Origin of the sequence: Phyllobacterium ifriqiyense (genome assembly GCF_030817885.1) — a bacterium.
GTDB classification, from domain to species: domain Bacteria; phylum Pseudomonadota; class Alphaproteobacteria; order Rhizobiales; family Rhizobiaceae; genus Phyllobacterium; species Phyllobacterium ifriqiyense.
The window spans coordinates 321,135-345,078 of record NZ_JAUSZT010000002.1; the positions used below are offsets into that span (position 1 = coordinate 321,135).

General features: G+C 52.6%; 16 protein-coding genes and 3 pseudogenes. 13 read left to right on the forward strand and 6 right to left on the reverse strand.

Going from position 1 to position 23,944, the window contains the following annotated elements; all coding sequences use genetic code 11:
- The first annotated feature begins 32 nt into the window (after positions 1-32).
- The gene (gene groL / locus QFZ34_RS03125; protein ID WP_307276827.1) at positions 33-1,661 is read left to right on the forward strand and encodes a chaperonin GroEL; all 1,629 of its coding nucleotides are present in this window, start codon (positions 33-35) and stop codon (positions 1,659-1,661) included.
- A gap of 220 nt (positions 1,662-1,881) precedes the next feature.
- Here the strand turns inward: groL and QFZ34_RS03130 are convergent, their stop codons facing one another.
- Entirely contained in the window at positions 1,882-2,961 is a 1,080-nt protein-coding gene (locus tag QFZ34_RS03130; RefSeq protein WP_307276830.1) for a class II aldolase/adducin family protein, read from the reverse strand.
- A 195-nt stretch (positions 2,962-3,156) separates the two neighbouring features.
- Between QFZ34_RS03130 and QFZ34_RS03135 the strand changes: the two are divergent.
- The 6 genes and pseudogenes from QFZ34_RS03135 (at position 3,157) to QFZ34_RS03160 (ending at position 9,881) form a co-directional block, all read left to right on the forward strand.
- Positions 3,157-3,937, forward strand: a pseudogene (locus tag QFZ34_RS03135) (DeoR/GlpR family DNA-binding transcription regulator).
- Positions 3,938-4,680: 743 nt separating this feature from the next.
- A pseudogene (locus QFZ34_RS23290) lies at positions 4,681-5,343 on the forward strand (carbohydrate kinase); the annotation flags it as partial.
- Positions 5,340-6,884 carry a sugar ABC transporter ATP-binding protein gene (locus QFZ34_RS03145; RefSeq protein ID WP_307276837.1) on the forward strand — a complete coding sequence of 515 codons (1,545 nt, stop codon included), beginning with the start codon at positions 5,340-5,342 and terminating at the stop codon, positions 6,882-6,884. The pseudogene QFZ34_RS23290 and the gene QFZ34_RS03145, both read left to right, overlap by 4 nt.
- Before the next feature lie 30 nt (positions 6,885-6,914).
- The gene (locus tag QFZ34_RS03150; protein WP_307276840.1) at positions 6,915-7,895 is read left to right on the forward strand and encodes an ABC transporter permease subunit; all 981 of its coding nucleotides are present in this window, start codon (positions 6,915-6,917) and stop codon (positions 7,893-7,895) included.
- Between the two features lie 67 nt (positions 7,896-7,962).
- Positions 7,963-8,902, forward strand: a pseudogene (locus tag QFZ34_RS03155) (ABC transporter substrate-binding protein).
- 79 nt (positions 8,903-8,981) lie between these two features.
- A complete protein-coding gene (locus tag QFZ34_RS03160; protein WP_307276843.1) occupies positions 8,982-9,881 on the forward strand; it encodes a sugar phosphate isomerase/epimerase family protein in 900 nt (299 codons plus the stop codon).
- A 36-nt stretch (positions 9,882-9,917) separates the two neighbouring features.
- Here the strand turns inward: QFZ34_RS03160 and QFZ34_RS03165 are convergent, their stop codons facing one another.
- The gene (locus QFZ34_RS03165) at positions 9,918-11,987 is read right to left on the reverse strand and encodes an ATP-dependent helicase (protein ID WP_307276846.1); all 2,070 of its coding nucleotides are present in this window, start codon (positions 11,985-11,987) and stop codon (positions 9,918-9,920) included.
- Positions 11,988-12,098: 111 nt separating this feature from the next.
- Positions 12,099-13,253 carry an MFS transporter gene (locus tag QFZ34_RS03170; RefSeq protein ID WP_307276849.1) on the reverse strand — a complete coding sequence of 385 codons (1,155 nt, stop codon included), beginning with the start codon at positions 13,251-13,253 and terminating at the stop codon, positions 12,099-12,101.
- 147 nt (positions 13,254-13,400) lie between these two features.
- On the opposite strand from QFZ34_RS03170, the gene QFZ34_RS03175 reads away from it, so the two are divergent.
- Together QFZ34_RS03175 and QFZ34_RS03180 are read left to right on the forward strand one after the other, a co-directional pair.
- Positions 13,401-13,895: an Lrp/AsnC family transcriptional regulator gene (locus QFZ34_RS03175; protein WP_307278870.1), complete on the forward strand. Its 495-nt coding sequence runs from the start codon at positions 13,401-13,403 to the stop codon at positions 13,893-13,895.
- A gap of 64 nt (positions 13,896-13,959) precedes the next feature.
- Positions 13,960-14,418 carry a hypothetical protein gene (locus tag QFZ34_RS03180; protein WP_307276852.1) on the forward strand — a complete coding sequence of 153 codons (459 nt, stop codon included), beginning with the start codon at positions 13,960-13,962 and terminating at the stop codon, positions 14,416-14,418.
- A 161-nt stretch (positions 14,419-14,579) separates the two neighbouring features.
- Here the strand turns inward: QFZ34_RS03180 and QFZ34_RS03185 are convergent, their stop codons facing one another.
- Positions 14,580-15,299, reverse strand: a complete 720-nt coding sequence (locus QFZ34_RS03185; protein WP_307276855.1) for a Crp/Fnr family transcriptional regulator — start codon at positions 15,297-15,299, stop codon at positions 14,580-14,582.
- 93 nt (positions 15,300-15,392) lie between these two features.
- On the opposite strand from QFZ34_RS03185, the gene QFZ34_RS03190 reads away from it, so the two are divergent.
- Complete coding sequence (locus tag QFZ34_RS03190; RefSeq protein WP_307276858.1) at positions 15,393-15,650, forward strand: DUF6894 family protein; 258 nt, start codon at positions 15,393-15,395, stop codon at positions 15,648-15,650.
- A gap of 197 nt (positions 15,651-15,847) precedes the next feature.
- On the opposite strand, the gene QFZ34_RS03195 is transcribed toward QFZ34_RS03190, so the two are convergent.
- Positions 15,848-18,091, reverse strand: a complete 2,244-nt coding sequence (locus QFZ34_RS03195) for a sensor domain-containing protein (protein ID WP_307276861.1) — start codon at positions 18,089-18,091, stop codon at positions 15,848-15,850.
- A gap of 706 nt (positions 18,092-18,797) precedes the next feature.
- On the opposite strand from QFZ34_RS03195, the gene QFZ34_RS03200 reads away from it, so the two are divergent.
- The 3 genes from QFZ34_RS03200 to QFZ34_RS03210 all read left to right on the forward strand — a co-directional run bounded on the left by QFZ34_RS03200 (position 18,798) and on the right by QFZ34_RS03210 (position 22,933).
- Entirely contained in the window at positions 18,798-20,240 is a 1,443-nt protein-coding gene (locus tag QFZ34_RS03200; protein WP_307276864.1) for a DUF7125 family protein, read from the forward strand.
- Positions 20,240-21,295, forward strand: a complete 1,056-nt coding sequence (locus QFZ34_RS03205) for a sensor histidine kinase (protein ID WP_307276868.1) — start codon at positions 20,240-20,242, stop codon at positions 21,293-21,295. The genes QFZ34_RS03200 and QFZ34_RS03205 overlap by 1 nt, the downstream gene beginning before the upstream one ends.
- Before the next feature lie 774 nt (positions 21,296-22,069).
- The gene (locus tag QFZ34_RS03210; protein WP_307276871.1) at positions 22,070-22,933 is read left to right on the forward strand and encodes an alpha/beta fold hydrolase; all 864 of its coding nucleotides are present in this window, start codon (positions 22,070-22,072) and stop codon (positions 22,931-22,933) included.
- An 85-nt stretch (positions 22,934-23,018) separates the two neighbouring features.
- On the opposite strand, the gene QFZ34_RS03215 is transcribed toward QFZ34_RS03210, so the two are convergent.
- Positions 23,019-23,933 carry a YobF C-terminal domain-containing protein gene (locus tag QFZ34_RS03215; RefSeq protein ID WP_307276874.1) on the reverse strand — a complete coding sequence of 305 codons (915 nt, stop codon included), beginning with the start codon at positions 23,931-23,933 and terminating at the stop codon, positions 23,019-23,021.
- Positions 23,934-23,944 lie beyond the last annotated feature (11 nt).

Here is a 23,944-nt window from a genome sequence, read left to right on the forward strand (position 1 = left end):
ATAAACTGCTGCGTGAAAAAAGGAGCAATTAAATGGCTGTCAAGGAAGTAAAATTCAACACGGACGCGCGTGAGCGTATGCTGCGCGGTGTCGATATTCTTGCAAATGCTGTAAAAGTGACCTTGGGTCCCAAGGGGCGCAACGTTGTGATTGACAAGTCCTTCGGTGCACCGCGCATCACAAAAGACGGTGTTTCTGTCGCCAAGGAAATAGAACTTGAGGACAAGTTCGAGAATATGGGTGCTCAGATGCTGCGCGAGGTAGCATCCAAGACCAATGATCTTGCCGGAGACGGCACAACAACGGCAACCGTGCTGGCTCAGGCTATCGTCAGGGAAGGCGCAAAGGCCGTTGCTTCGGGCCTTAATCCGATGGACCTGAAACGCGGGATTGATATTGCGGTTGATGCCGTTATCGGCGAACTGAAAAACAATGCTCGCAAGATTTCCAAAAACGCGGAAATTGCCCAAGTGGGCACGATTTCTGCAAATGGCGATGAGGAGATCGGCCGATACCTGGCAGAAGCAATGGAAAAAGTGGGCAACGAAGGTGTCATTACCGTTGAAGAAGCCAAGACCGCCGAGACCGAATTGGAGGTGGTTGAGGGCATGCAGTTTGACCGAGGCTACCTGTCGCCGTATTTCGTCACCAACCAGGACAAAATGCGGGCCGAACTGGAAGATCCCTATATTCTTATCCACGAGAAAAAGCTTTCCAATTTGCAGGCCATGCTCCCGGTTCTGGAAGCAGTCGTGCAATCTGGTAAACCCCTTTTGATTATCGCCGAGGATGTCGAAGGCGAGGCGTTGGCAACGTTGGTCGTCAACAAGTTGCGCGGCGGCCTGAAAATCGCTGCTGTCAAGGCGCCCGGTTTCGGCGATCGCCGCAAAGCCATGCTCGAAGATATTGCCATACTGACTGGCGGAACGGTGGTTTCCGAGGACATGGGTATAAAACTCGAGAATGTGACCCTTAATATGCTCGGCCGAGCCAAGAAGGTTGTAATCGAAAAAGAAAACACCACCATCATCGATGGGGTCGGTTCAAAAGCCGAGATCGAGGGTCGCGTCAGCCAAATTCGCACGCAGATTGAAGAGACCACGTCTGACTATGATCGTGAAAAGCTGCAGGAACGTTTGGCAAAGCTGGCAGGCGGCGTTGCCGTTATTCGCGTTGGTGGCTCCACGGAAATCGAGGTCAAGGAAAAGAAAGACCGGGTCGACGACGCACTGCATGCAACGAGAGCAGCCGTTGAAGAAGGCATTCTGCCGGGTGGTGGTGTGGCCCTGCTGCGTGCTGTCAACGCGCTGGACAACATCTATACGGCCAATTCAGACCAGCAAGTCGGTGTCGAAATTGTTCGCCGTGCGATCGAAGCGCCAGCGCGCCAGATTGCGGAGAATGCGGGTGCCGAAGGGTCGATCATTGTGGGCAAGTTGCGTGAAAAATCTGAGTTCTCGTTCGGGTGGAATGCCCAAACGGGTGAATATGGCGACCTTTACGCCCAGGGCGTCATCGATCCGGCAAAGGTTGTACGCACGGCGCTTCAGGACGCAGCTTCCGTTGCCGGTTTATTGGTGACAACGGAAGCCATGATCGCTGAAAAGCCGAAGAAGGAAACATCTCCTGCACTACCAGCAAGTGCTGGTATGGATTTTTAAATCGCGAACCCGACCCGCCTCACAGGGGCGGGTCACCACCATTCGTTGGGGGGCATTGACAAGATTGTTGAGATCGAAAGCGCGCGATTGATGAACTCGCAGGAGCGCCACCAGCCACTAAGGCGCGATGGTTGGAAACACAGATGGGCGTCTTTATTGCGTATGGTGCCAACTTTCCAGCCCATCATCGACGGATGCTGCACTGCCGGCGAAGTTCATGTCAACGAGCCGCCTCTGGCGCTCTCCGGTCCAGCGTCTGGCGGTATTGTTCTGCCTCCCAATGGTTCAATTGGTGTTCATCATCTTCACTCAGGTAGGCAATTTTTTCTCCCTCGGGAATCCGTGCAGTAACTTCTGCAAGGCAACGGGCCATAACTTCTCCGCCTTGGGCAAGTTCATTTGAAAGTAGAATACCTTTTCCGGGGACCAGGAGCAGCTTCGGTGCAGCTTTGTTGCGGTTTCTGTATTTGTTGAGTACTGCCTCAATCGAGCCCTCGGGATCGACAACGCCAAGCTCCGTGCCCAGAAAAATGACGTGGTCCGGATATAGGGACCCACCAAGTGCGTAAGCCATGCTTAATGGCGAAAGAGCTGTCTTATGGCTTTCCATATCGGGGGCCGGGCGGAACGCAGAGTCCTTTGCAATAGCCGACAGAGCTGCAATGTCGGGCGCACCTGTACTGCGTGGATCGGTGGCAAGAGCAGCGCTGACACGTCCAATTTTTCCGGCAACGTCTTCTGCCGTGTCGCCCGTGACGATTATGCCATGATTAAACAAAATAAGGACATCGGGCGCCCTGTGCGCGATCTTTTCGATTTGCCGTGCAAGCGGCGTTCCCGGTCGGCGATAAGGGACCATCTCCCACTTCAGATCCGGTATTTTAGCCATGCGTGCCGCGAGCACCTTCTCACGTTGCCCAAGGACTGCAAGCGCGATCGTATTGACGCAATGATAATGCGCAACAACCCGGCTGGGAAGGGCGGCATGAAAGCTCGTTTCTATGGAAGGCCGAAGGCTGCTGGTGTTCATGCTGCCGACTATAAAATCGGTCGCTTTATCGGCACGAGAGTCGCTAGAACGCAAGGCATCCACTAAGGGTGCCGCCAGCACAGGTACCATAATGTCCCGCTCCTTCGCATGGGCGAGCCACGTCCCGGATGCTTTGATCCACATGACCCCCTCTGCTTTCAACGAAGTGTTGCCGCCAGCTCCTTGCGTTTTGAGGATGTCATTGCCGATCTGGCTTGAGAGATCAAGGAACTGCTCAAAGGTGTTCGTCAGGGTCTTGCTCGAATACATCAATACCACCGTTGCGCGCTTCACTTACGTTTTGACTTGGAAGGCATCAAGCCATGGTGATCAAAGTTTCTATCGAAACTTAGAGTTTTGATTGTAAATCGTCAATGATGAGGTTTTTCCATCTATCAAACTTGCAGGCTACCCGGTTGTATGATTATCTTGCGTCATTGGTGTTGGGAGACGCCGGGAGGTTGAATGAACGATTCTGAGCGCCATAAGCAGATTATTGATTTGTTGCAGGAGACGCCGTTTGCTTCGGTCCGCGACCTGCAGGAGCGCTTGGGCGTATCGCCCGCCACCATTCGTCGCGATATTGACAAGCTTCATGAAATTGGAAGTGCCCGGAAGGTCTACGGCGGAATTTCCGCAAATGAGGTGAGCACAGGTGCGCGTCTTTCAGCTCGTCCTTACGATGAAAACCGCGACATTGCAGTAGAGGCAAAACGGGCCATTGCCGAAAAGGCGGCAAGCCTCGTGCGCGATGGAGATTCAATTATCGTACATGCCGGATCAACTTGCTTCCAGTTGGGGATCCAGCTGGCGCGGCGAAATGTACGTCTTTACACAAACTCGATGCCTCTAGCCGCCTATTTGGGCGAGCATGGTACATGCAACTTGACGCTTGCAGGTGGCGTATTATACCGCGAGCCCGGTATAATACATGATGCCTCTGCCAGCGTGCCTGATTTTTTTGCCTCGCGCTTCTTTGTTGGAACTCAGGGAATTAACAATGATGGCTTGCTCGAGTCTCATCCACTGCTCGCCAAGGCGATAAGTGAGTTAAGCCGCTGTGCTGATGAAATTGTCCTGTTGGCCGATAGCCGAAAACTTTCCATCGCACCCCGCAATATCGTGCTGCCGCTTTCGCGAATAGGGACCATCGTGATCGATGACGGATTGTCGGATGCGGGGTGCAAAAATGTTGGAGGATCACGGAATCACGATCCTGATTGCAAGAATGGGGTCGCAGAATTGACAGATCACCCCGTCATCGCAGTCTTTGATTTAGGCAAAACAAATTCCAAGCTGTTTGTTTTGACGGCCACGGGAAAAGTAGTGGCACAAGCCCGCACCAGACCCGTTTGGAATGATGTCGGCGACCTCCGTGTTCTCGACGATGCGGCCCTTTTTGAGTGGGTAAAGCTTTCGTTGAGGGCAGCAGTTTGCGACCATGGCGTCAACAGCATTATGTTTTCAGGACATGGCTGTACCTTTGCATTAGTTCGCGGAGAGAAGCTGATCCACCCCATACTGGACTATGAGCAGGAACCGCCCACGGATATTGCTGGAAAAATCGACACACTGATACCAAAATACTCCGAGACATTTTCTCCAGCGTTGCCACTCGGCTTTAATTATGGACGCCATATCCTCTGGTTGAAGGAGCGCAATCCAGACTTAATCCACGAGGCGGATGCAATCCTTTCATATCCTCAATTTTGGTCATGGAAATTTTCCGGCCACAAGGTTTCAGAAGTTTCCTATCTTGGCTGTCACTCCCATCTTTGGGCACCGCTCGCAGATGACTTTAGCAGCTTGGTGACGTCTCAGGGATGGCGGGAAAAAATGCCGGAGCTGGCAAGGGCAGGTGATTGGATTGGAACATATGTCGTTGAGCTGGAAAATGGGACATCCGCTGAGGTTGCGGTTCACAATGGCGTCCATGACAGTAATGCTGCACTTTATTATTATCGATCGCTTGGCTTTGAAGACTTCACCCTGGTTTCTACCGGCACTTGGATCATCATTTTTAATTCGTCTTGCCCGCTCGAGGTGCTCGATTCGCGGCGTGATATGTTGGCCAACGTAACTGTAGATCACCAACCGACCGCAACCATCCGATTTATGGGAGGGCGTGAATATGATGTTGCAAGTGGCGGCTGGAATAACGCCATATCCGTTGACGTACTAATATCGGTCATAGCCAAGGGCATATTTGTTCTTCCCTCCTTTGCGCCGGGCGGGCCCGCTCAAAATCAAACGGGTCGGTTCACAGGGCCGTCTGTCGACGGCGAGGAGCGCGCTGGTGCGGCTCTGCTATACGTTGCACTGATGACAGATCTGTCACTTGATCTCATCCAGTCAACCAACGCAATTGTGGTTGATGGCGGTTTGGTCAAAACTGGACTGTACGCAAACTTGCTGGCCAGCTTGCGGCAAGACCAGCGAATCTATTCAAGCGAAAATCCGGAGGGCAGCGCATTTGGTGCAGCAGCACTCGTATACGGTCAAGTTGGCTCAAACCCCTTCTCCAATGACACCCGAGAAGCTTTGCCATCTGTAATTGCCGGTTTGACGGATTATCGCGACGCGTGGCGCGCCATGGTCGAAAGCGGTCACCCGTCAGGTCGGCAAGTAGATCACAAGGAATTGCTGGTATGACCGTTTCGTCTCTCGCAGTCTCCGCTCCTGTGCTGGAGATGCGCAACATCAGCAAGACCTTCGGCAACATACGCGCGTTGTCCAACGTGTCGCTGACCGTTCATGCAGGTGAAGTGCATGCGCTTATGGGCGAAAATGGTGCGGGGAAATCAACGCTGATGAAGGTTCTGTCGGGAGCCTATAGGGCTGACCCTGGCGGGAGTATTCACATTGATGGTCTTCCTGTTGTGGCGGGCGACCCAGTTAAGGCAAAGGCCAGTGGCATCTCAGTAATTTATCAGGAACTATCTCTCGCCCCAAATCTGACGGTAGCCCAAAACATGTTCCTTGGTGCGGAACCTTCGCGGTTTGGTGTGGTAGACAAAGTCCAGATACGCGAGCGAACAGAACCGATACTCAGGCGCCTGGGAATTGATTTTTCTGCTTCGCGACGGGTCGGCGAACTTTCCCTTGGCGAGCGGCAGATGGTCGAGATTGCGAGAGCATTGACCACCAATGCACGCATAATTGTCATGGATGAACCAACAACTTCGCTGACTTCGCGGGAAACTGATCGCCTGTTTGAAGTTATAGCAAGTCTAAAGGCACATGGTATTGCAATCATCTATATCAGTCATCGGATGGAAGAGATTTACCAGCTTGCCGATCGGGTGAGTGTTCTGCGTGACAGTGCGTACGTTGGAACCCTCGAGCGAGAGGAATTGTCAGCTTCCAGACTGGTATCAATGATGGTTGGCCGCGATCTGTCATCATTTTACAAGAAGGAACATCACGCATCTGACGGCGAGATGGAGACGGTGCTTTCGGTGCAGAATATTGGTGATGCGCGCCGCGTGCATGATTGCTCTTTTAATGCCTGCGCGGGTGAAGTTCTGGGTATTGCTGGGTTGGTCGGTTCTGGACGGACGGAACTTGCTAGGCTGATTTTTGGAGCCGATGTGAAAACGGCCGGCGTTGTAAGACTGGCTGGCAAGGAGCTTTCCATCTCAAATCCGAACGATGCGCTCGCTGCAGGCATCGCCTATCTGACAGAAGATCGTAAGGGGCTGGGTCTCTTCCTCGACATGACAATTAGCGAGAACATTAATATGGGTGTGATGGCCGCTGACGCGGCGAAGGGCGGGGTCATTAATTCTGCCGCCGCAAGATCGCGCGCAGATCGCGCCATATCCTCGCTGTCAATCAGGACGCGAAGCGCCAATATAAATGTCGGAGCCTTGTCAGGAGGCAACCAGCAAAAAGCGTTGATCGCAAGGTTGCTGGAAACCAAACCGCGCGTGCTTATCCTTGACGAGCCTACACGTGGCGTCGACGTTGGCGCAAAATCCGAAATTTACCGCATCATCGATGAACTTGCCCTAACCGGCATCGCTATTGTGGTGATCTCCAGTGATCTGCCAGAGATCATCGGGATTGCCGATCGCGTGCTCGTCATGCGGGACGGGCAAATTGCGGGCGAAGTCAGAGCTACGCCAGACAAACCTATAGATCAGGAAGCAATAATGGCCCTCTCGACCGGCTCTTCTGCCGGTCGAGCTTGACTGTGCAGAAGAACGGAAACGGATGAAATAATGACCGCGACATTGACAGATAAAGAACAGGACAAGGCCAGATTTCGATCGACGCTCACTGCCTTGGGGATGCTGCCGGTTCTGATAATCCTTGCGATCGGCTTTCACCTGTTGAGCGGACGGTTCCTGAGCGTCAATAATCTTTCGATCGTGATGCAACAGGCGTCAATTAACACCGTACTCGCTGCGGGGATGACTTTTGTCATTCTGACAGGCGGAATTGATTTGTCAGTCGGTTCAATCCTGGCCGCTTCTGCAATGGTCGGCGTAATCGTTTCGCTTTTTCCGGATATTGGAATGCTGGGTATTCCAGCTGCGATCGCGGTTGGACTTGCCTGTGGTCTGGTGAATGGGAGCATCATTGCCTTTTTAAATCTTCCACCTTTCATCGTGACCCTTGGATCGCTGACTGCTATGCGCGGTATCGCGCGGTTGCTTGGCAACGACACAACGATATTCAATGCAGACCTGCCTTTTGATTTCATAGGAAATGGAAATTTTCTTGGCGTCCCTTGGCTGGCAATCATAGCATTGGCGACGATCCTGATTTCGTGGTTTGTGCTTAAACGCACAGTCCTTGGCACATGGATATACGCGGTGGGGGGAAACATTGAGGCGGCACGCCTGACAGGCATAAAAGTACCATTAGTGTTGCTTTTTGTTTACAGCATCTCCGGGCTGCTCTCGGGCCTTGGAGGCGTCATGTCTGCGGCACGTCTTTATGCTGCCAATGGCCTTCAGCTTGGTCAGTCGTACGAACTCGATGCAATCGCGGCAGTCATTCTGGGGGGGACCAGCTTCGTTGGAGGGGTCGGCTCGATCTGGGGAACTCTCGTAGGCGCTCTCATTATCGCGGTCCTTTCTAACGGGCTGATCTTGGTAGGCGTCTCGGACATTTGGCAGTACATCATAAAAGGCCTTGTCATCATTGTCGCGGTCGGTCTCGACCGGTACCGACTGAAAGGATTGAGCCGCACCTGACGTGTGGTCAACCAAACCCGGCTGTCCGGGCAACAAGACGCTGGGAGCGTCATAAATGGAGGAAAAAATGAAAGTTATCTCGAAATTGCTTATGGGAACAGCGCTTGCTGCTTCGCTTGTCATGCCTGCTGCGGCCAAGGACTTGCAAAAGATCGGTATTTCGGTCGGCCTTCTAGGAAATCCATTCTTTGTAGCGACGATCAAGGGCATTGAAGATCGCGCCAAACAGATCAACCCAAACGTACAGGTAACGTCTGTTTCGGCGGATTATGATCTTAACAAGCAGGTCTCGCAGATGGACAGCTTTGTTGCCGCTGGCGTGGACATCATCATGCTGAATGCGGTGGATGCCAAGGCAATTGCACCAGCGGTGAAAAAGGCTCAGGCAGCAGGAGTCATTGTTGCTGCATTCGATGTGTCGGCTCCCGGCGCCGATGTTACTGTCATGACCAATAATATAAAAGCCGGCGAGGAAGCCTGTCAGTACATTGTAGATCAGCTCAAAGGAAAGGGCGATGTCGTGATCATCAACGGTCCGGCTTCGTCTTCAATCATAGATCGGGTTCAAGGCTGTAAGAGTGTTTTAGCAAAGAACCCGGAAATTAAAATCCTGTCGGACGATCAAAATGCCCAGGGTTCCCGCGATGGTGGCCTTGCCGTCATGCAGGGACTTCTTACACGATTTGACAAGATCGATGCCGTTTTTGCAATCAATGATCCGACGGCAATCGGCGCAGAATTGGCTGCAAAGCAGCTGAATCGCAGCGAATTCTTCCTCACCGCCGTCGACGGTGCGCCGGATATTGAGAAGTCTCTCGCCAGTGGAAAGTCGATGATCAAGGCTTCGGCCTCCCAGGATCCTTATGTTATGGCCGGCGATTCCCTCAAGATGGCGGTTGATTTGATGAACGGAAACAAACCTGCCGAAACGACAGTTCTTCTCGATCCCAAGTTGATTACTGCCGATAATATAAAGGGAATACAAAGGTTGGACTGCCGCTCGGTAGAGTTTTTCGTCAAGACCTGTCCGCGATAATGATGCGGGCAGGTCTTTTTTAACCCTTCTCAATTGCCAGAAAGTCTTCCATGTCAAAAATCGGTGTTCACTCATTCGTTTGGAGCGCAGGCTCATCAAAAGGCGATCTGGAAAACGCGCTCAACCGAACGCATGAACTGGGCTATAAGCTGATCGAATTTTCATATCTTGATCCAAGACAGGTCGATGTAAAGTGGCTGGCCGGGCGCATTCAAGACCTTGGGCTCGATGTAGCGATCAGTATGGGTTTGCCGCCTGATGGCGATATATCAAGTTCCGATATGGCCATCGTTGGCAATGGAACGGATATTCTGGACAAGGCGATTGCTCTTGTCCGCGACTTGGGCGGATCGAAGCTTGCGGGAATATTGACTTCAGCGCATGGGAAGCAAGAACATGCTTTGACAAAACGGGGCTGGGATAACAGCGTTACGGCGCTTTCAAAAGTCGCCGACCATGCGAAAGCAGCAGGCGTGACGCTCAATCTCGAGATCGTAAATCGTTTCGAGAGCAATATGCTCAATACAGCAGCTCAAGGTCTGGCTTATATTCACGACACCGGTGCATCGAATGTCTTGTTGCATTTGGATACATTCCACATGAACATTGAGGAAGCTGATGTCGGATTAGCTATCCGGCATGCTGCCGAGAAAATTGGATACATTCATATTGGTGAAAGTCATCGCGGCTATCTTGGCACCGGCAGCATCGATTTCGGCGCTATCTTTGATTCATTGATCGCAATTGGCTGGGACGATTACCTAACTTTTGAGTCCTTTTCCACGACGATAGTTGATGAAAATCTGTCACTTAAGACCGCAATCTGGCGTAACCTTTGGGATGATAATTTGGCCCTTGCAAAACATGCTCGCCAATTCATTGAACTTGGAATGGAAACCGCGCGACTCAAGGCAGATTTGGTAAGACAAGCACATTTGCCGATTGAGTGACAGCCTGACTGTGTGGCCAAAGGCTCGGTGAGGGAACTAACTCCACATGGCACGCATGCGTGAACCTACATCAACCCGAACGCCACGGGCCTCAGTTTCCCTCGCGTTCTCAGGGCGTGCAATCGGCCATGAACAGCACTCGAAATATTGCAGTAAAGTGGCTGGAATGAACCGTGTGCGGGAAGCGTAAACATGCCGATCGCCTTTGGCGTTCTGGCCATGCGTGAAAAACCGCTGAGGGGTGACAAGGTGCAAGCTATCCTTTGCTCTTGTCATGGCGACGTAGAGCAGGCGCCTCTCTTCCTCGATCTCTGCAGTTGAGCCGGTACCAAGGTCGGACGGCATGCAGCCGTCTACCACATTGAGCAGATAAACCGATTTCCATTCTTGTCCCTTGGCTGAATGGATCGTCGATAGGATGAGATAATCCTCATCCAGCAATGGGACGCCAGATTGATCGCTTGTCGCGTCCGGCGGATCAAGAGTGAGTTCAGTCAGAAATCTCTCTCGCGAAGGATAGCCGCTGGCAATTTGCTCAAGCTGAAGAATATCAGCCTGGCGCATTTGCGCATCTTCGTGAATACGCTCCAGATGCGGTTCGTACCAACGCCGGACCAACTCAATCTCGGCAGGCCAGCCCATCCTTCTGGCGCTTAGTTGTTGAACGGTCGAAACGAAGTCCGACCAATTGTCACCGGCGCGCGGAGGTGCCGGATGCTGGGTGAGGGCACTTAATGGGTCCGCATCTATCGCCATGTCTTCAAGTGCGCGCTGTGCCGAAGCAGGACCAACGCCTGGAAGTATCTGCATGAGGCGGAATCCGGCAACACGATCACGCGGGTTCTGCGCAAAGCGAAGCATGGCCAATACGTCTTTAACATGGGCGCTGTCGAGAAACTTCAATCCACCAAATTTGACGAAAGGAATGTTGCGCCGGGTCAGTTCAACTTCCAAGGGTCCGCTGTGATGTGAAGTACGGAACAACACCGCTTGCTGTTTCAAAGTTGTTCCGATTTCCCGGGTCTCCAATATCTGCTCGACGATGTAATTTGCCTGCTCGTTTTCATCGCGCACAGAGACGAGTCTCGGCCTTTCCGCAGACTGTCGCTCCGTCCAGAGATTTTTTGTGAAGCGTTCGGATGCCAGATCAATCACGCCGTTTGCCGCACTCAGGATCGGCTGTGTGGAGCGGTAATTGCGGTCAAGTGTGATGACATCCGCCGGTGGAGTGAACGAGCTTGGAAAGTCGAGGATATTGCGAACGGTAGCAGCGCGGAACGAATAAATAGATTGCGCGTCATCACCGACTACCGTCAGACCACATCCGCCCGGCTTCAAGCCCAGTAAAATGGTGGATTGCAGCCGGTTGGTGTCTTGATACTCATCGACAAGCACATAATCAAATCGACCGCCAATATCCTCGGCAAGATCCGGGGTGCAAACAGTCTGCGCCAAGTAGAGCAATAAATCGTCATAGTCCAAAACATTCTGTGCCTGCTTGGCTTCTACATAACCGGCAAAAAGCTGGCGAAGCTGTGTCTCCCACATGGCGCACCAGGGAAAAACATCCTTGAGAACCTCGTTGAGAGGACGTTCGGAATTGACGACGCGAGAGTAAATTGCCAGGCATGTAGCTTTGGTGGGAAAGCGGGTCTCAGTTTTGGAGTATCCAAGCTCATGACGCACCAGATTGATCAGATCGGCCGAATCTTCCCGGTCGTGGATAGTGAAGTTTGGGTCAAGCCCAATCTGTTCGGCATAGTCACGTAATAGCCTTGCGCCTATCCCATGAAATGTTCCGGCCCAATCCAAGGCGTCGGTCATAATCGATGACTTTTGCCCAAGCACCTGAGTACAGATACGGCCGACCCGTTTTGACATTTCGGCGGATGCACGTCTGGAGAAGGTCATCATGAGGATACGGCGAGGATCGGCGCCATTCAGGATAAGGTGAGCAACCCGGTGGGCAAGCGTGTTGGTCTTACCCGATCCGGCACCCGCAATAATAAGAAGAGGGCCAGCAGTTTGACCGTCAGGTAATCCGATACCAAATTCAACAGCTTTGCGTTGTGCAACGTTCAACTTATCAAGATGCGCAACACTCATCGAAAATCTAGTTCCTATTTCTGATTCTTGTGGAACAAATATAGAACATAACATTCGTTCGCTCAATACTCAAGGCGGTGCAAAGACATACGCCAGCCGTTCCCGCTGCAATTAGTCCGGGCTCTGCACATAGGCCGCGCAGAGCGAAAAAACGCTTGCAAGCAAGCTGAGCAAGCCCCCGCATAGAGTAATGTAAACAAACCCCTCGGCCGCGTAGACTTTACCCATGACGATAGTCCCAGCGAACAGTGCAAGGTAGGTTACGGCGCTATTGAGACCCATTATTGCCCCACGTTGTGAAGGTTCCAGGGCCGTTAGTCGCATAATCAGCACGTTCAGGCCGAAGTGATTTGCGAGGCCCCAGATTGCCATGACGGCAAGAACCCCGGTGTAGGTGCCTGATACGAGCGACATCACGGCGTAAACCACGGCGACCATCAGAAAAATTAAGGGGAGCAAAATGCGACGGCCACTATAGGCGTCAACATAACGGTCCAGAAATACGGCGCTTCCAAAACCGATTCCGTAGGAGATTGCTGCAAGCCCGTTGGCTCGCACAGGATATTCCAGGTTCACATGCAAGTGATCACCGACATAAGCATAGACGCCGTAAAAAGCCGCCATGAAACACCCACAGGCTGCCAGAAGCGGCAGTACGCCTTTGATCGTCAGGGCGGTGATTGGCGTTCTTGATGCAACACCCTTGCGCTGTGCTTCATGCTCCTGCCCGTTCACCAATAATCCCGCTCCAGCAATGAGTGCCGCTGCGGCGATTGCGATGTAAAATGCACGCCAGCCAAGACCGTCAGCGATCAACGTCGAAAGGGGTACACCCGCCACCATGCTGATCGTCCAGCCCGTGAGTACGACGCCAATCGTGCGCCCTTCATGTCCGGGCGAGGCAACGACGGCAGCAAGAGTATAAATTGCGGGCAGGGCGACACCGGCCGATATACCGACGAGAAACTGAGAAATCGTCAGGACGACTGCGCCTTGAGCTACACCACTGCTGATAAAACCGATCCCCATTATCAACATGACATAGGCAAGCGTTCTACGAGGGCCCGCCCGATCTATCAGTTGCCCCAAAGCGATGGCCCCCAATGCGGTCCCAAGCCCAAAGGCAGCAGATGCCAGCATAATGTCCTGAACTTCAACGTCGAACCCATCGGCAATTGCCGGCGCAATCGGACCCAGTGCAAGTGAATTTGAGCCGATCAGACCAATGCATCCCGTCAGGGCCCAGACTATTGCGGGAACCGACATTGATGAAATTTCGCTTGTTACGTGATTATCATTCTGCATAAGCTCACAATATTCGAATACTATTCGGCGGCAACCAGGGAGTTTACGGTCGTGAAAAAAACAGATGGTATTCTGCACCATAAAGGGGAGGCGCATACGGCAGACCCAATGGACAGAAAATTGTTAGGTCAACTGGTGGGGGATGCGACCCTCAGCTATGCTGAACTTGGACAGAGAGTTGGCCTTTCGGCCCCGGCGGCACATGAGCGTGTCAAACGCTTGCGGCAGCGGGGAGCGATCAAAAGCGTCTCAACACTGATAGACCCCGCAAGTGTAGAAAAATCGCTTCTGGCGTTTGTCCATGTGGACACAACAGGCTGGGGGAAAACACCGACCTTGCTGGCAATAAGCCAGTACCCGGAAGTGGAGGAAATCCATTCGGTAGCGGGCGACGCGTGCATGCTGCTCAAGGTTCGCACGAACGGGACTCAAGCTCTTGAACATTTGCTGGCGCAACTGTACGCAACGCCAGGTGTGAAGGCGACGCGAAGCTATGTCGTGCTGTCGACCTATCTCGAGCGGCCCGTACAAGCCGAAACAACGCAGGAGTGGCCGGTGATCGACTTCACGCGGCAACAGGCTGACGCCAAAAATCTTCTTTAGGTTGTAAGCCTGGGGAACGAAAACCCTGCCAGCTCGTTCCAACGACAACTCAGGGAGGTTCCCAATGTCAAATGAAGATAGATCCGGAGGCAATCCTGCTTTCGATAAGAGCAGCCCGACATCCTTTGGACAATCCGTAGAAAGTGAAGCGCAGATTGCCGATGCTGCGAGCCGCTCGTCCGGCCTTGTCGGCCAAGGCGAAAGACTTCACGTCTATAGGGTTGTGCCGACCGCCTCACCTGACGATCCCCGATGGGAGAACTCGCCGTTTCAAGGAGAGGTCGTGGTGGCTGCGCGGACCAGTGGCGATGCAAGAATTGTAGCCGCGGGCCGCGAGCTTGATTTTATGGAAGTCGATGCGGCACCTGCCGATGATGTTACCACTTTCAATGCAAGTGCCTTCCGCGATGACAAGCTCTATACGATCATCGAGATTGAAAGCGATAGAACCGATCTGACGCGAGGGGTCATTGTTGGCGATATCAGCGTTGATAATATCCGGCCCATGCGGTCCATAGACTGATCGGTGGTTTATAGTCGGTTTTCTGCGCTCACCTGCGCCACATCGCGCGCGTCTTCATTAAAGAGAGCGCGGGGAGCTTGTTCATGGCCTTCCAAGAAAGGGCTCCCTCAACGTGCCAGCGTACTCGAATGATCCTGTTTGAAGGCAGCCCCCCTCTGGAACTAGCGCGGTTCGGCACTTAAGTTGAGATAAAGAGGACTGAAATCGGCATACTCTTTAAGACGCTCCCAATCGAGAATAGTCACGATCTTACCCGCCCATTTGAAGAAATTTTCCTGCCGTAACATTTGCAGGCTTTTGTTCAGGTGGACCACTGATATGCCCATCACATCTGACAGCTCGGCTTGTGTGAGAGGAAAGCTAAACGAATTATCCCGTGTCTGGCCCACCACTCGCAGACGGATGAAAAGCTCGCAAATCAAATGGGCGAGATGTATTTTCTTGGGTCGCCGTCCCATTCCCACGATCCACTCCCGGTGAATAGAGCCATCGATAAGGGTTTGCAGCCACAGCAATCGCGTGAGATGGGGAAATCTCTCGGTAACCATGTTGATATCGTTGTGATCGAAAAGAGCTATGCGGCAAGGTGTGAGTGCAACAATGCCATGATCCATAACCTTCAAAGGAAAGGCATGAAGGTCCACAAAATCGCCGGAAACATGCAGAGATGTAATTTGCCTACTCCCATTTTCAAGTACCTTGTAGCGAGCAGCAAAGCCCTCCACCAGAAGTGTACTATACCTCGGACGGCTTCCTTCGACGACAAGATCCTCATCCGCGGAAAAATTCTTGTCCTGGGTTATCATTGATTGCAGTAATGACTTTTCCGCAACTGATACGACATCGTGACTCTCAAGTTTCAGTAGCAAGGATTCAATCAAAGAAACGTACTCCAGAGGGCGTGTTGAAATTTTATCGGCACCTGTAGGAACCTAATCCTTCAAAGAGGCTTATGTTCCAGAAGAGGAAAAAGCATGAGCCGATATTACTTCGATTTGGACAATGGCGACGGCAGGACCCGCGATGATGAAGGGGTGGAACTTCCTGACAATGCCGGCGCCATTAAAGAAGCATCAAGGATTGTAACCGACCTGGCACGTGACGAACTGGTGGAATGCGGCAATGGTAGAATTTGGCTTACAATCAGAAAATCGGATGGCAATGTGCTGGCGGTGGCCAGCCTGCTGTTCGACACGAAATTTATCGAATTTCAGCCAGCTGGTGAAAGCTGAGCAGTACTCAACTCCATCGTTGAATGCACCCAGGTCATCCAATAAATCCTCGGTTTCACCTGAGTGTTTCTTTCGCGACACCGTCAGACCGGGGAGACAGCTCGCCGGACATCCAATCTGTGAATTTCAAAGCGGTAGAGTTACCGACAGCCTCCCGGCTGGCTTGCCTGTGCGGACGGTTTTATTGCAGCAGCACCTCATGCCGGCGCCAGCCCTGATCTCGATTGTTGGTTCTGGAGCAGTTTGCCTATTTCGGTGGAAGATACTGCTTCACTGAATAAATGACCTTGCACTTCGTCACAATGATTTTCACGCAGAAATGTCAGCTGCTCGTGGGTCTCAACCCCTTCTGCGATCACTTTCATGTTGAGCTTTTGCGCAAGCGATATGACGGCTGCGGTAATCGTTTTGTCATCGTCATCCTCAACCAAATTTCGTAAAAAAGACCTATCTATTTTCAACCGTGAAACCGGGAGGCTTTTTAAGGCACTTAAGTTTGAATATCCCGTACCAAAATCGTCAATGGCAAAACTGACACCGACTTTGCGCAGTTCCTCCATTGTCGCAATTACTTCGTTGACGTCCCGCATTACCAAACTCTCAGTAAGCTCAAGTTCAAGGCACTTGGCATCTAATTCTGTTTCGCCCAATGCGTGCATGACACGGCTCGTCCAATTCTGATCGTGAAACTGACGAGCCGAGACATTGACGCACATGGTAATTGGTTCAAACCCGGCGTCCTGCCATCTTTTGTTCTGCTTGCACGCTTCGTAAAGAACCCACTCGCCAAGCGGCACAATAAGCCCCGTTTCTTCTGCCAACGGAATAAATTCGTTGGGATTGATCAGTCCCAATTGCGGATGATTCCACCGGACCAAGGCTTCCACAGCGAATATGCGTCCGAATTCCAGTTCCACTTGAGGTTGATACAAAAGGTGAAACTCGGATTGAGCAATGCCTCGGCGAATTCCGTCGTGGAGGGCTAACCTTTCATGGGCTTTTATATTAAGTTCCGGCGTGAAAAAGCGAAATCCGTCCCGCCCTGCTTCCTTTGCCTTATACATGGCAATATCCGCATTTGCGATCAAGGTTTCAGCATCTGTTCCATCTTGGGGATAGGTGGCGATACCTATGCTGCAAGTGATGTGGAACTCTCGGCCTCTGATAATCATTGGCTCCAGGATCGCTGCTCGGATTTTGTGCATTGCGGCAGCAATCGCGTCGGTGTTTTCCGGTAGATCTGTCAACAGGATAACAAATTCGTCGCCGCCCATACGCACTGCCGCGTCCGTCGGCTGTATACAATTCTCCATACGTCGGGCAACCGTCTTTAAAAGTTCATCGCCTGCAGTGTGCCCGAGGCTATCGTTGACGAACTTGAAATTATCCAAATCGACGAAAAGGACCGAGACCCATGGGTTGTGCCGTTTCGTTTGTAACATTGCCTGCGTGAGGCGATCTGTCAGGAGACTACGATTTGGCAAACCAGTCAGCATATCGTGGTAAGCCATGTGGCGGATCTTATCCTCGGCATGTTTCCGTTCGATCGCAATTGCTGCGATTCTGGTCGCGATTTGTGTCAGGTTGATCTCTGCCGGCTCCGGATGGCGTACTCTGGCCGAGTAAAGTGCGAACGTGCCAAGGACGATGCCATCGTGAGACAATACAGGAGCCGACCAGCAGGATTTCAGACCATGACGGGAAGCCAGATCGCGGTAATTCTTCCAAAGTGGATCACTGGCGATGTCGGCAACGATCACACTTTCGCCAAGCCAGGCAGCAGTCCCGCACGATCCGGCACCAGGTCCAATGGGGAGGCCGTCGATCGCCCCGCAATACTCTTGCGACAACGCAGGCGCGGCTCCATGCTTGAGGTGAGTACCACCGTCGTCAAGTAACAAAATTGAACCGTATACACCGACCAGCTGTCTTTCCATAAGTCTAACCAGGCGATCAAGAACTGCATGCAGAGGCGAATTTACAACAATCATCTCAAGTATCGCTGTCTGCTCATCCCTAAGAAAGTCATCTCTTTTGCGAGCAGAAATGTCACGCGAGATTCCAATCAGCCCTACGACAGTGTCATTTGCTGATCTTAGCGGGACCTTTGAAGTGGATAACCACCTCTCCTTACCAGAAGCAGCATCAACGACGCATTCCTCCATCCCTATCATTGCAACACCAGTACGAATGACCTGACGTTCGATTTGGGAGAATCTTGCTGCAGAGGATGCATCATGCAAGTCGAAGTCGTTCTTTCCGGTCAGATCATCCGGACTTTCAAATCCGTGAATACGGGCAACTGCCTCATTTGCCACGATGAAGCGACAATCCAGATCCTTGACAAACAGGTAGTCCGGCACCTGATCAATCATATTACGAAGCAGTCTGTGTGGGTCGTTTAAACTGTTGTCAGCAAGGTCGTTTTTCACAATCGACATCACACTTGGCCTTTGATGGCCAGATGTAGCCCACTGGAAACATTCGAAACCGATCGCGTCGTCAAAATCGAGAAAATGCTAGGGTCATCGCGACGAGCAGATTGTATTGTTTTTTCAATTGGATTGTTGCGCAGTTCGGTCATTAGAATTGCTTCCCTCATCTCAGTAAACTACCCAAGTGCGCTTCCGTTCCCACATCCTTTCGAATGTCTCGTTCCATCCAATGAAGGTCGATAGAATTTTGGGGGTGTGACGCGCATTGTTCAACAAGGACTTTGTTGTCCACCATGAGAAAAAATGGAACTTTGCCACGCCAGCGATAAGATCCTCATATCAGCAATCATGCGCATGCGGCAGCCCCCTGATCATAATGCAGATCTGGGGAGGTTACAAACTGGCTGCCGCCGTTCGCGTATTGACCCTATCAACTTTATGGCGGGTTCAGGTACCGACAGACAACCAACAAAACCCTTCCGATCGAGGGTCGATTCTAGGATAAGCCATCCCACCCGACCATATCATCAAGGCGGCCAGGAACTGTACAGGAGGAAATAACGAATCGCGGCTGATTGATGCGGGGCAAATCGCAGTCTCAACAGGGCGCCATGTTGACGATCACAGCCATGAAATATAAGCCTGAGGCTTGTTCGGCTTTTAGCGGTCGGCGTACCCGCCGCTCCTGTATTCCAAGAATGGAACTCCTTGCATGGCTACGCCAAAAAAACCGCCGGTTGTCAAAACAGGTATCACCGGATTGGACGAAATCCTGAGGGGAGGACTGCCCGCCTCCAATTTTTACATTCTCCAGGGAGCGCCCGGATCTGGCAAAACCACGGCCGCACTGCAATTCCTGCTTGCAGGTGCTCAAAACGGCGAACGCTGTCTCTACGTCAGCCTTTCCCAAACGACGGCGGAACTGAAATCCATTGCTGTCTCTCACGGTTGGAAACTCGACGGTATCAGGGTGGAAGAGCTGTCAGCATCAGACGCTGTAAATGGCGCGTCTGATCAGTCCATTTTTCAAACGACGGAGCTTCGGCTAGACGAGACCCGTAAAGCGGTGGAGCAAGCTATTGAGGACCATAAACCCACTCGGCTTGTCTACGACTCGCTTTTGGAAATCCGGCTGATCACGGGCGATTCCCCACGGTTTCGTAGGGAGTTGCTGGGGTTCAAGGCGTTTCTTGCCAAGCACGGTGTCGTGGCGTTGTTGCTTGATACGCAGACCAGTGGTTCCTCCGAGCGCAATGGCGAAGAGGTCGAGGGTATTGCCCATGGTGTGATCCGCTTCGACAAGTCTCTTGAAGAATATGGTGGGGTTCGTCGCCGTATAGAGGTCAGCAAAATGCGCGGCGTACCCGTTGCCGACGGATATCACGACATGGCGATACGTGAGGGGGAGGGCGTCATCGTCTATCCGAGGATCATTCCGGGTACCGCATCCGAGACCGTGAAGCCGCAACTGATCAAATCGGGCGTCACCGCACTTGATGAGATGTTTGGCGGCGGACAAGAATCCGGTACCACGACGCTCGTGATTGGCCAATCCGGCACGGGTAAGTCCACCATGTCCTCCTTGTATGCTACTGCCGCCCTGAAACGCGGCGAAAGCGTTGCGCTGTTCCTTTTTGAAGAACGTCTGGAAACTTTCTTCAGGCGTTCAGAAGGGTTGGGAATGGATTTGCGCCAGTTTCACAAAGACGGTCAGCTGATCATCCGTGATTTCAATCCTAACGAAATATCGCCTGGGGAGTTTGGCAAAATCGCTCAGGAAGTCGTCACCCGGGAAAAATCGCGGGTGGTTGTGATTGACAGCTTCACCGGATACCTGAATTCCCTCCCGCATCGTGAAAAGGCTGTGCGAGACATACAGTCGCTGCTGAAATACCTTGCCCGGTCGGGCGTTTTGACGATGTTGATCGTGGCACAACACGGGCTGCTGGGTCAAAATGTTGGGATTGATGTCGACGTCAGTTTTCTCGGCGATACAGTGCTGCTTTTGAGAATATCAGAACACGAAGGAAAGCTGAGGCGCAGTATAACGGTGGTAAAAAAACGCCATGGTCCTCATGATCTGGACGTCAGGGAGCTTCTGATCCAGAGTTCGGGCGTGTCCGTTGTTCCTTATAATCCCCTTCCTGAACTCTGATGCACGACGAGAACCAGAGCGAACTTGATTGGGCGCTCGTCCTTGCTCCATACCGTAGGGACGCCGCGTTTATCGAGATTTTGCTCGCTGAAAATGGCATGAGCGTCAGGGTGTGCGCCAGCACAGATGATTTGGCCGATTTGCTCGCGCAATCGCCCGGCGTCATTCTCGTAACGCATGAATCCCTGACGCCCCAGACAATCGAAGCCATTGCGGTTCATTTGTCGGCACAGCCGAACTGGTCGGACCTGCCTATTTTTGTGCTTCTGGATCGAAAGGCCCCGCATGCACGCATTCGCGCGGAATTGGAAAGACTATGGCCGCAAGCAAGGCAAATATATTTTCAAAGGCCCGTCATATCTCTCGAACTGGTGACTGCTGTGCAGTCCGCATTTCTGGTGCGTTTAAGACAGCGTGAAGTCAGAGATTCGATCGAGCGTGAGCGAGATCTCCGCTTCGAACTCAATCACAGGGTCAAGAATATTCTGGCGAGCGTAAGCTCTATCTTCAGAATGACCCGTCGCGCAGCAGATACGATTGACACGCTCGTGGCGGACTTTGAGGGGCGCCTGGGAGCCTTGGCTAATGTTCATTCGGCTGTCTTCGAACAAGGTGGCGACACGGTCGACCTGCGAGAAATCGTTGATCTGACCTTAAAACCTTATGCGGACAAGGCAAAGCGGCTGAAAATCGATGGCCCGGAGCTTCTGCTCAACCGCGACGCTGGCACCACACTCGCACTATGTCTGCATGAACTGGTCACAAATGCCATCAAATATGGCGCTTTGTCCACGGATGAAGGACGTATAAGTGTAATCTGGAAGATATCCGATGACGCACAGCCGATTTTGACGCTGGAATGGATTGAAAGTGGGGGGCCGCCTGTGAAGGAACCGACGAGGGCAGGGTATGGCACACGATATATCCGTTCAGCCCTGTCAGCCATATTCGGCGAGAAACCTATAGTTCTGTTTGAACCTACGGGATTGCGCTGTGTGGCTCGCGGATTGCTTGCAAATGTTGTTTTAACCGATGTCCGTCCGCCGTTTAAATAAACGGTAGAGGCTCCTTCCATCATTTGAGTGTTTGTAAAAAATTCATTGCCATGATGCAGTTCTTGTATCATCAGGGAAGCAATCCGAATGCCAAATGATCTTTTTATACCTTCAAGGAACGCTAGCCGTCGCCGGTATCTTACAGAAGATTGGGGGCTGTGGGGTTCTGTGCCATTGATTGGCAATCGGATTAACCGTGCCCATCCCTATCTTTTGTTGGCCTCTCCGCAGCTGTCACCCATCAGTAGTGGTATGCGTTAAGTTTATCGGATTTCCAGGCGCACCATCTGTCGAGCGACACCTCATGTTCATGGTTATCGAACTGAGAGACACTATACTCGATCTCAGGAGTGCATTGCCCCACAGTCTCATAGACCTGGCTGAGTGGCTCGTCCCATATGATGTCCCCAAAAGTTGTTTTCACACCGTGCTTGATTGGCACCTTGTGCCTCGCGTCTCGTATGCTATTCCCAATCACTTACCATGGGACAGTAGATTTAACACTTTTAGCAGGAAAGCAGTTCCTGGTGATCAAAAGCCCGCGGTGGTGGTGTCATCTAGGCTCCAGTATCGGCAAACTTTCTATTGCGCGCTCAGGTTCTGGTGTTGCCTTTGATACTTTGCAATGAAATATAAAAATCTGGACAACCAAAGGCCGTCGTGGCTCGTTGGAGGCAAGCTCCCCCTGATAGTCTTGTCAGAACGACCAAGATCCTGTGTGCAGCTGCGAGGGAAAAACTTTACTATGCCTTCGCCGGTGATAGAGTGGGGGAAATGTTCGAAGGCTTCGCACTGGATCGGATCGACGTCGGCGATGCCGTGCTGCGAGTGCGGCACGGCGGCTCAGGTCCGCCCCTTCTTCTCCTGCACGGGCACCCACGTACACACACGACATGGCACCGCGTTGCGCCTATCCTTGCAGCAAAATTTACCGTGGTGTGCCCTGACTTGCGCGGCTTCGGGCAGTCGTCGTCGCCGCCGGACATGGCGAGTCATTCGCAGGCATCCAAGCGAGCAAAGGCCGATGATTGCGTTCGGTTGATGGAAGCGCTCGGCCACCAGCGGTTTATGATAGCGGGCCACGACCGAGGAAGTTACACCGCATTCCGCTGCGCGATGGACCACCCCGGACGGGTTGAACGTTTGGCGATTCTGGACGGGGTGCCGATCTTGGAGGCTTTGGAACGCTGTGATGGGCTATTTGCGGAAAAATGGTGGCACTGGTTTTTCTTCGCCCAGGCAGGTAAGCCTGAGCAGGCTATTCTCGCTGATCCGATTGCATGGTATGGCGGGTCTGAGGAAGCAATGGGAAGCGAGAACCACGCGGATTTTCTGGCGGCGATCACCAACCCAGAGACGGTGAGGGGGATGCTCGGCGACTATAGAGCCGGCTTGGCGATCGACGCCCATCATGACCGCATCGACCGGGACAGCGGTCGCACAGTAGTCTGTCCTACCCTTGTTCTGTGGTCGCTCAGGGATGATCTCGAGCTACTTTATGGCGATGTGCTTGGCGTGTGGCGACCCTGGGCGCCAGACTTGCGTGGCCACGGCATCGACAGTGGACATCACGTCGCCGAAGAAGCGCCTGAACGGCTTGCTGAAGCATTGTTGGCTTTTTTTTCCTCGTCCGAGTGATAGGCCAAAGTCATTCGGACACCGTAAGCAACGAGCATCAAACTGCCTTGGTCTTGCAGCGTGGCGGCCAAACTGTGAATTCAAACTACAAAACCGCACGTAGCCGGTCATAGGTAGGTACCAGGTTCATAAGCGCGGCTGCGGCTCTCCTGTCGTCCCCAACGACAAGGGGATGTTGCAAACTGCCTATCAGACGGGCCTGTTCAGCAACGATGACAGCGGCATCTACACTGCCGATACGGGCGAGACAAGCCGCGGCATCGCTGGTCCTGCGGGCACCTACCCGAACCGCAAAATGGATCAGGTGTCCGCGCAAGGCATCATCGCAGTTGTCGGCGACCAGTTCTGCCAGTGCTTCGGCCGCTCTGCTATTGCCCAAACTGCCTGCGGGCATAACAGGCGCGTGTTCCATCGACAGCCACTGTTTTGCTGCCGGGATCGCAGCCTTAATGATATCGACCTCCGTTACATTTCGTTGCCGTACGAATCTGGTGCGCATGGTGTAGGGCGTTCCGTAAGCTACTGTCTTCGCAGCCCAAGCAGCCATAAAATCGGTCAGAGGGAGCAATGCAAAGGGGTAGCCTTGGGGATCATGCATCAGCACGCGCTCCTCATCGACCTCCAGCACGACAACATAATGGTCAGCCTCTATGGGTTCTTTCATGCCAGGTTGGTGGGTCAGATATCCCATTTCGACCGGACCCACCCAGACGGGCCCATGGGTCAGCGCCGACTTTAAGCCTGAAAGCGCCTCCTCAGCCGTTCCGCCTCTTGCGACATCAGATGACCAGCCGAGAGCAGCAAGCGCGTCGTCAAAACCTCGTTCCGGATCCCAGCCATAAGGGTCAAAGAAGGGCAATCTGCCGCCAATCAGCTGCATGCCGAACGGGCTTGCCGTGGAGAATTCGATCACGGCCGTCGAGGGCGCAGCGGCACCAAACATCATGGCAAAGGCATTGGCGTAGCAATAAGGTCCGGAGCCGACATAGGGGATATTCATATTTAGGCACT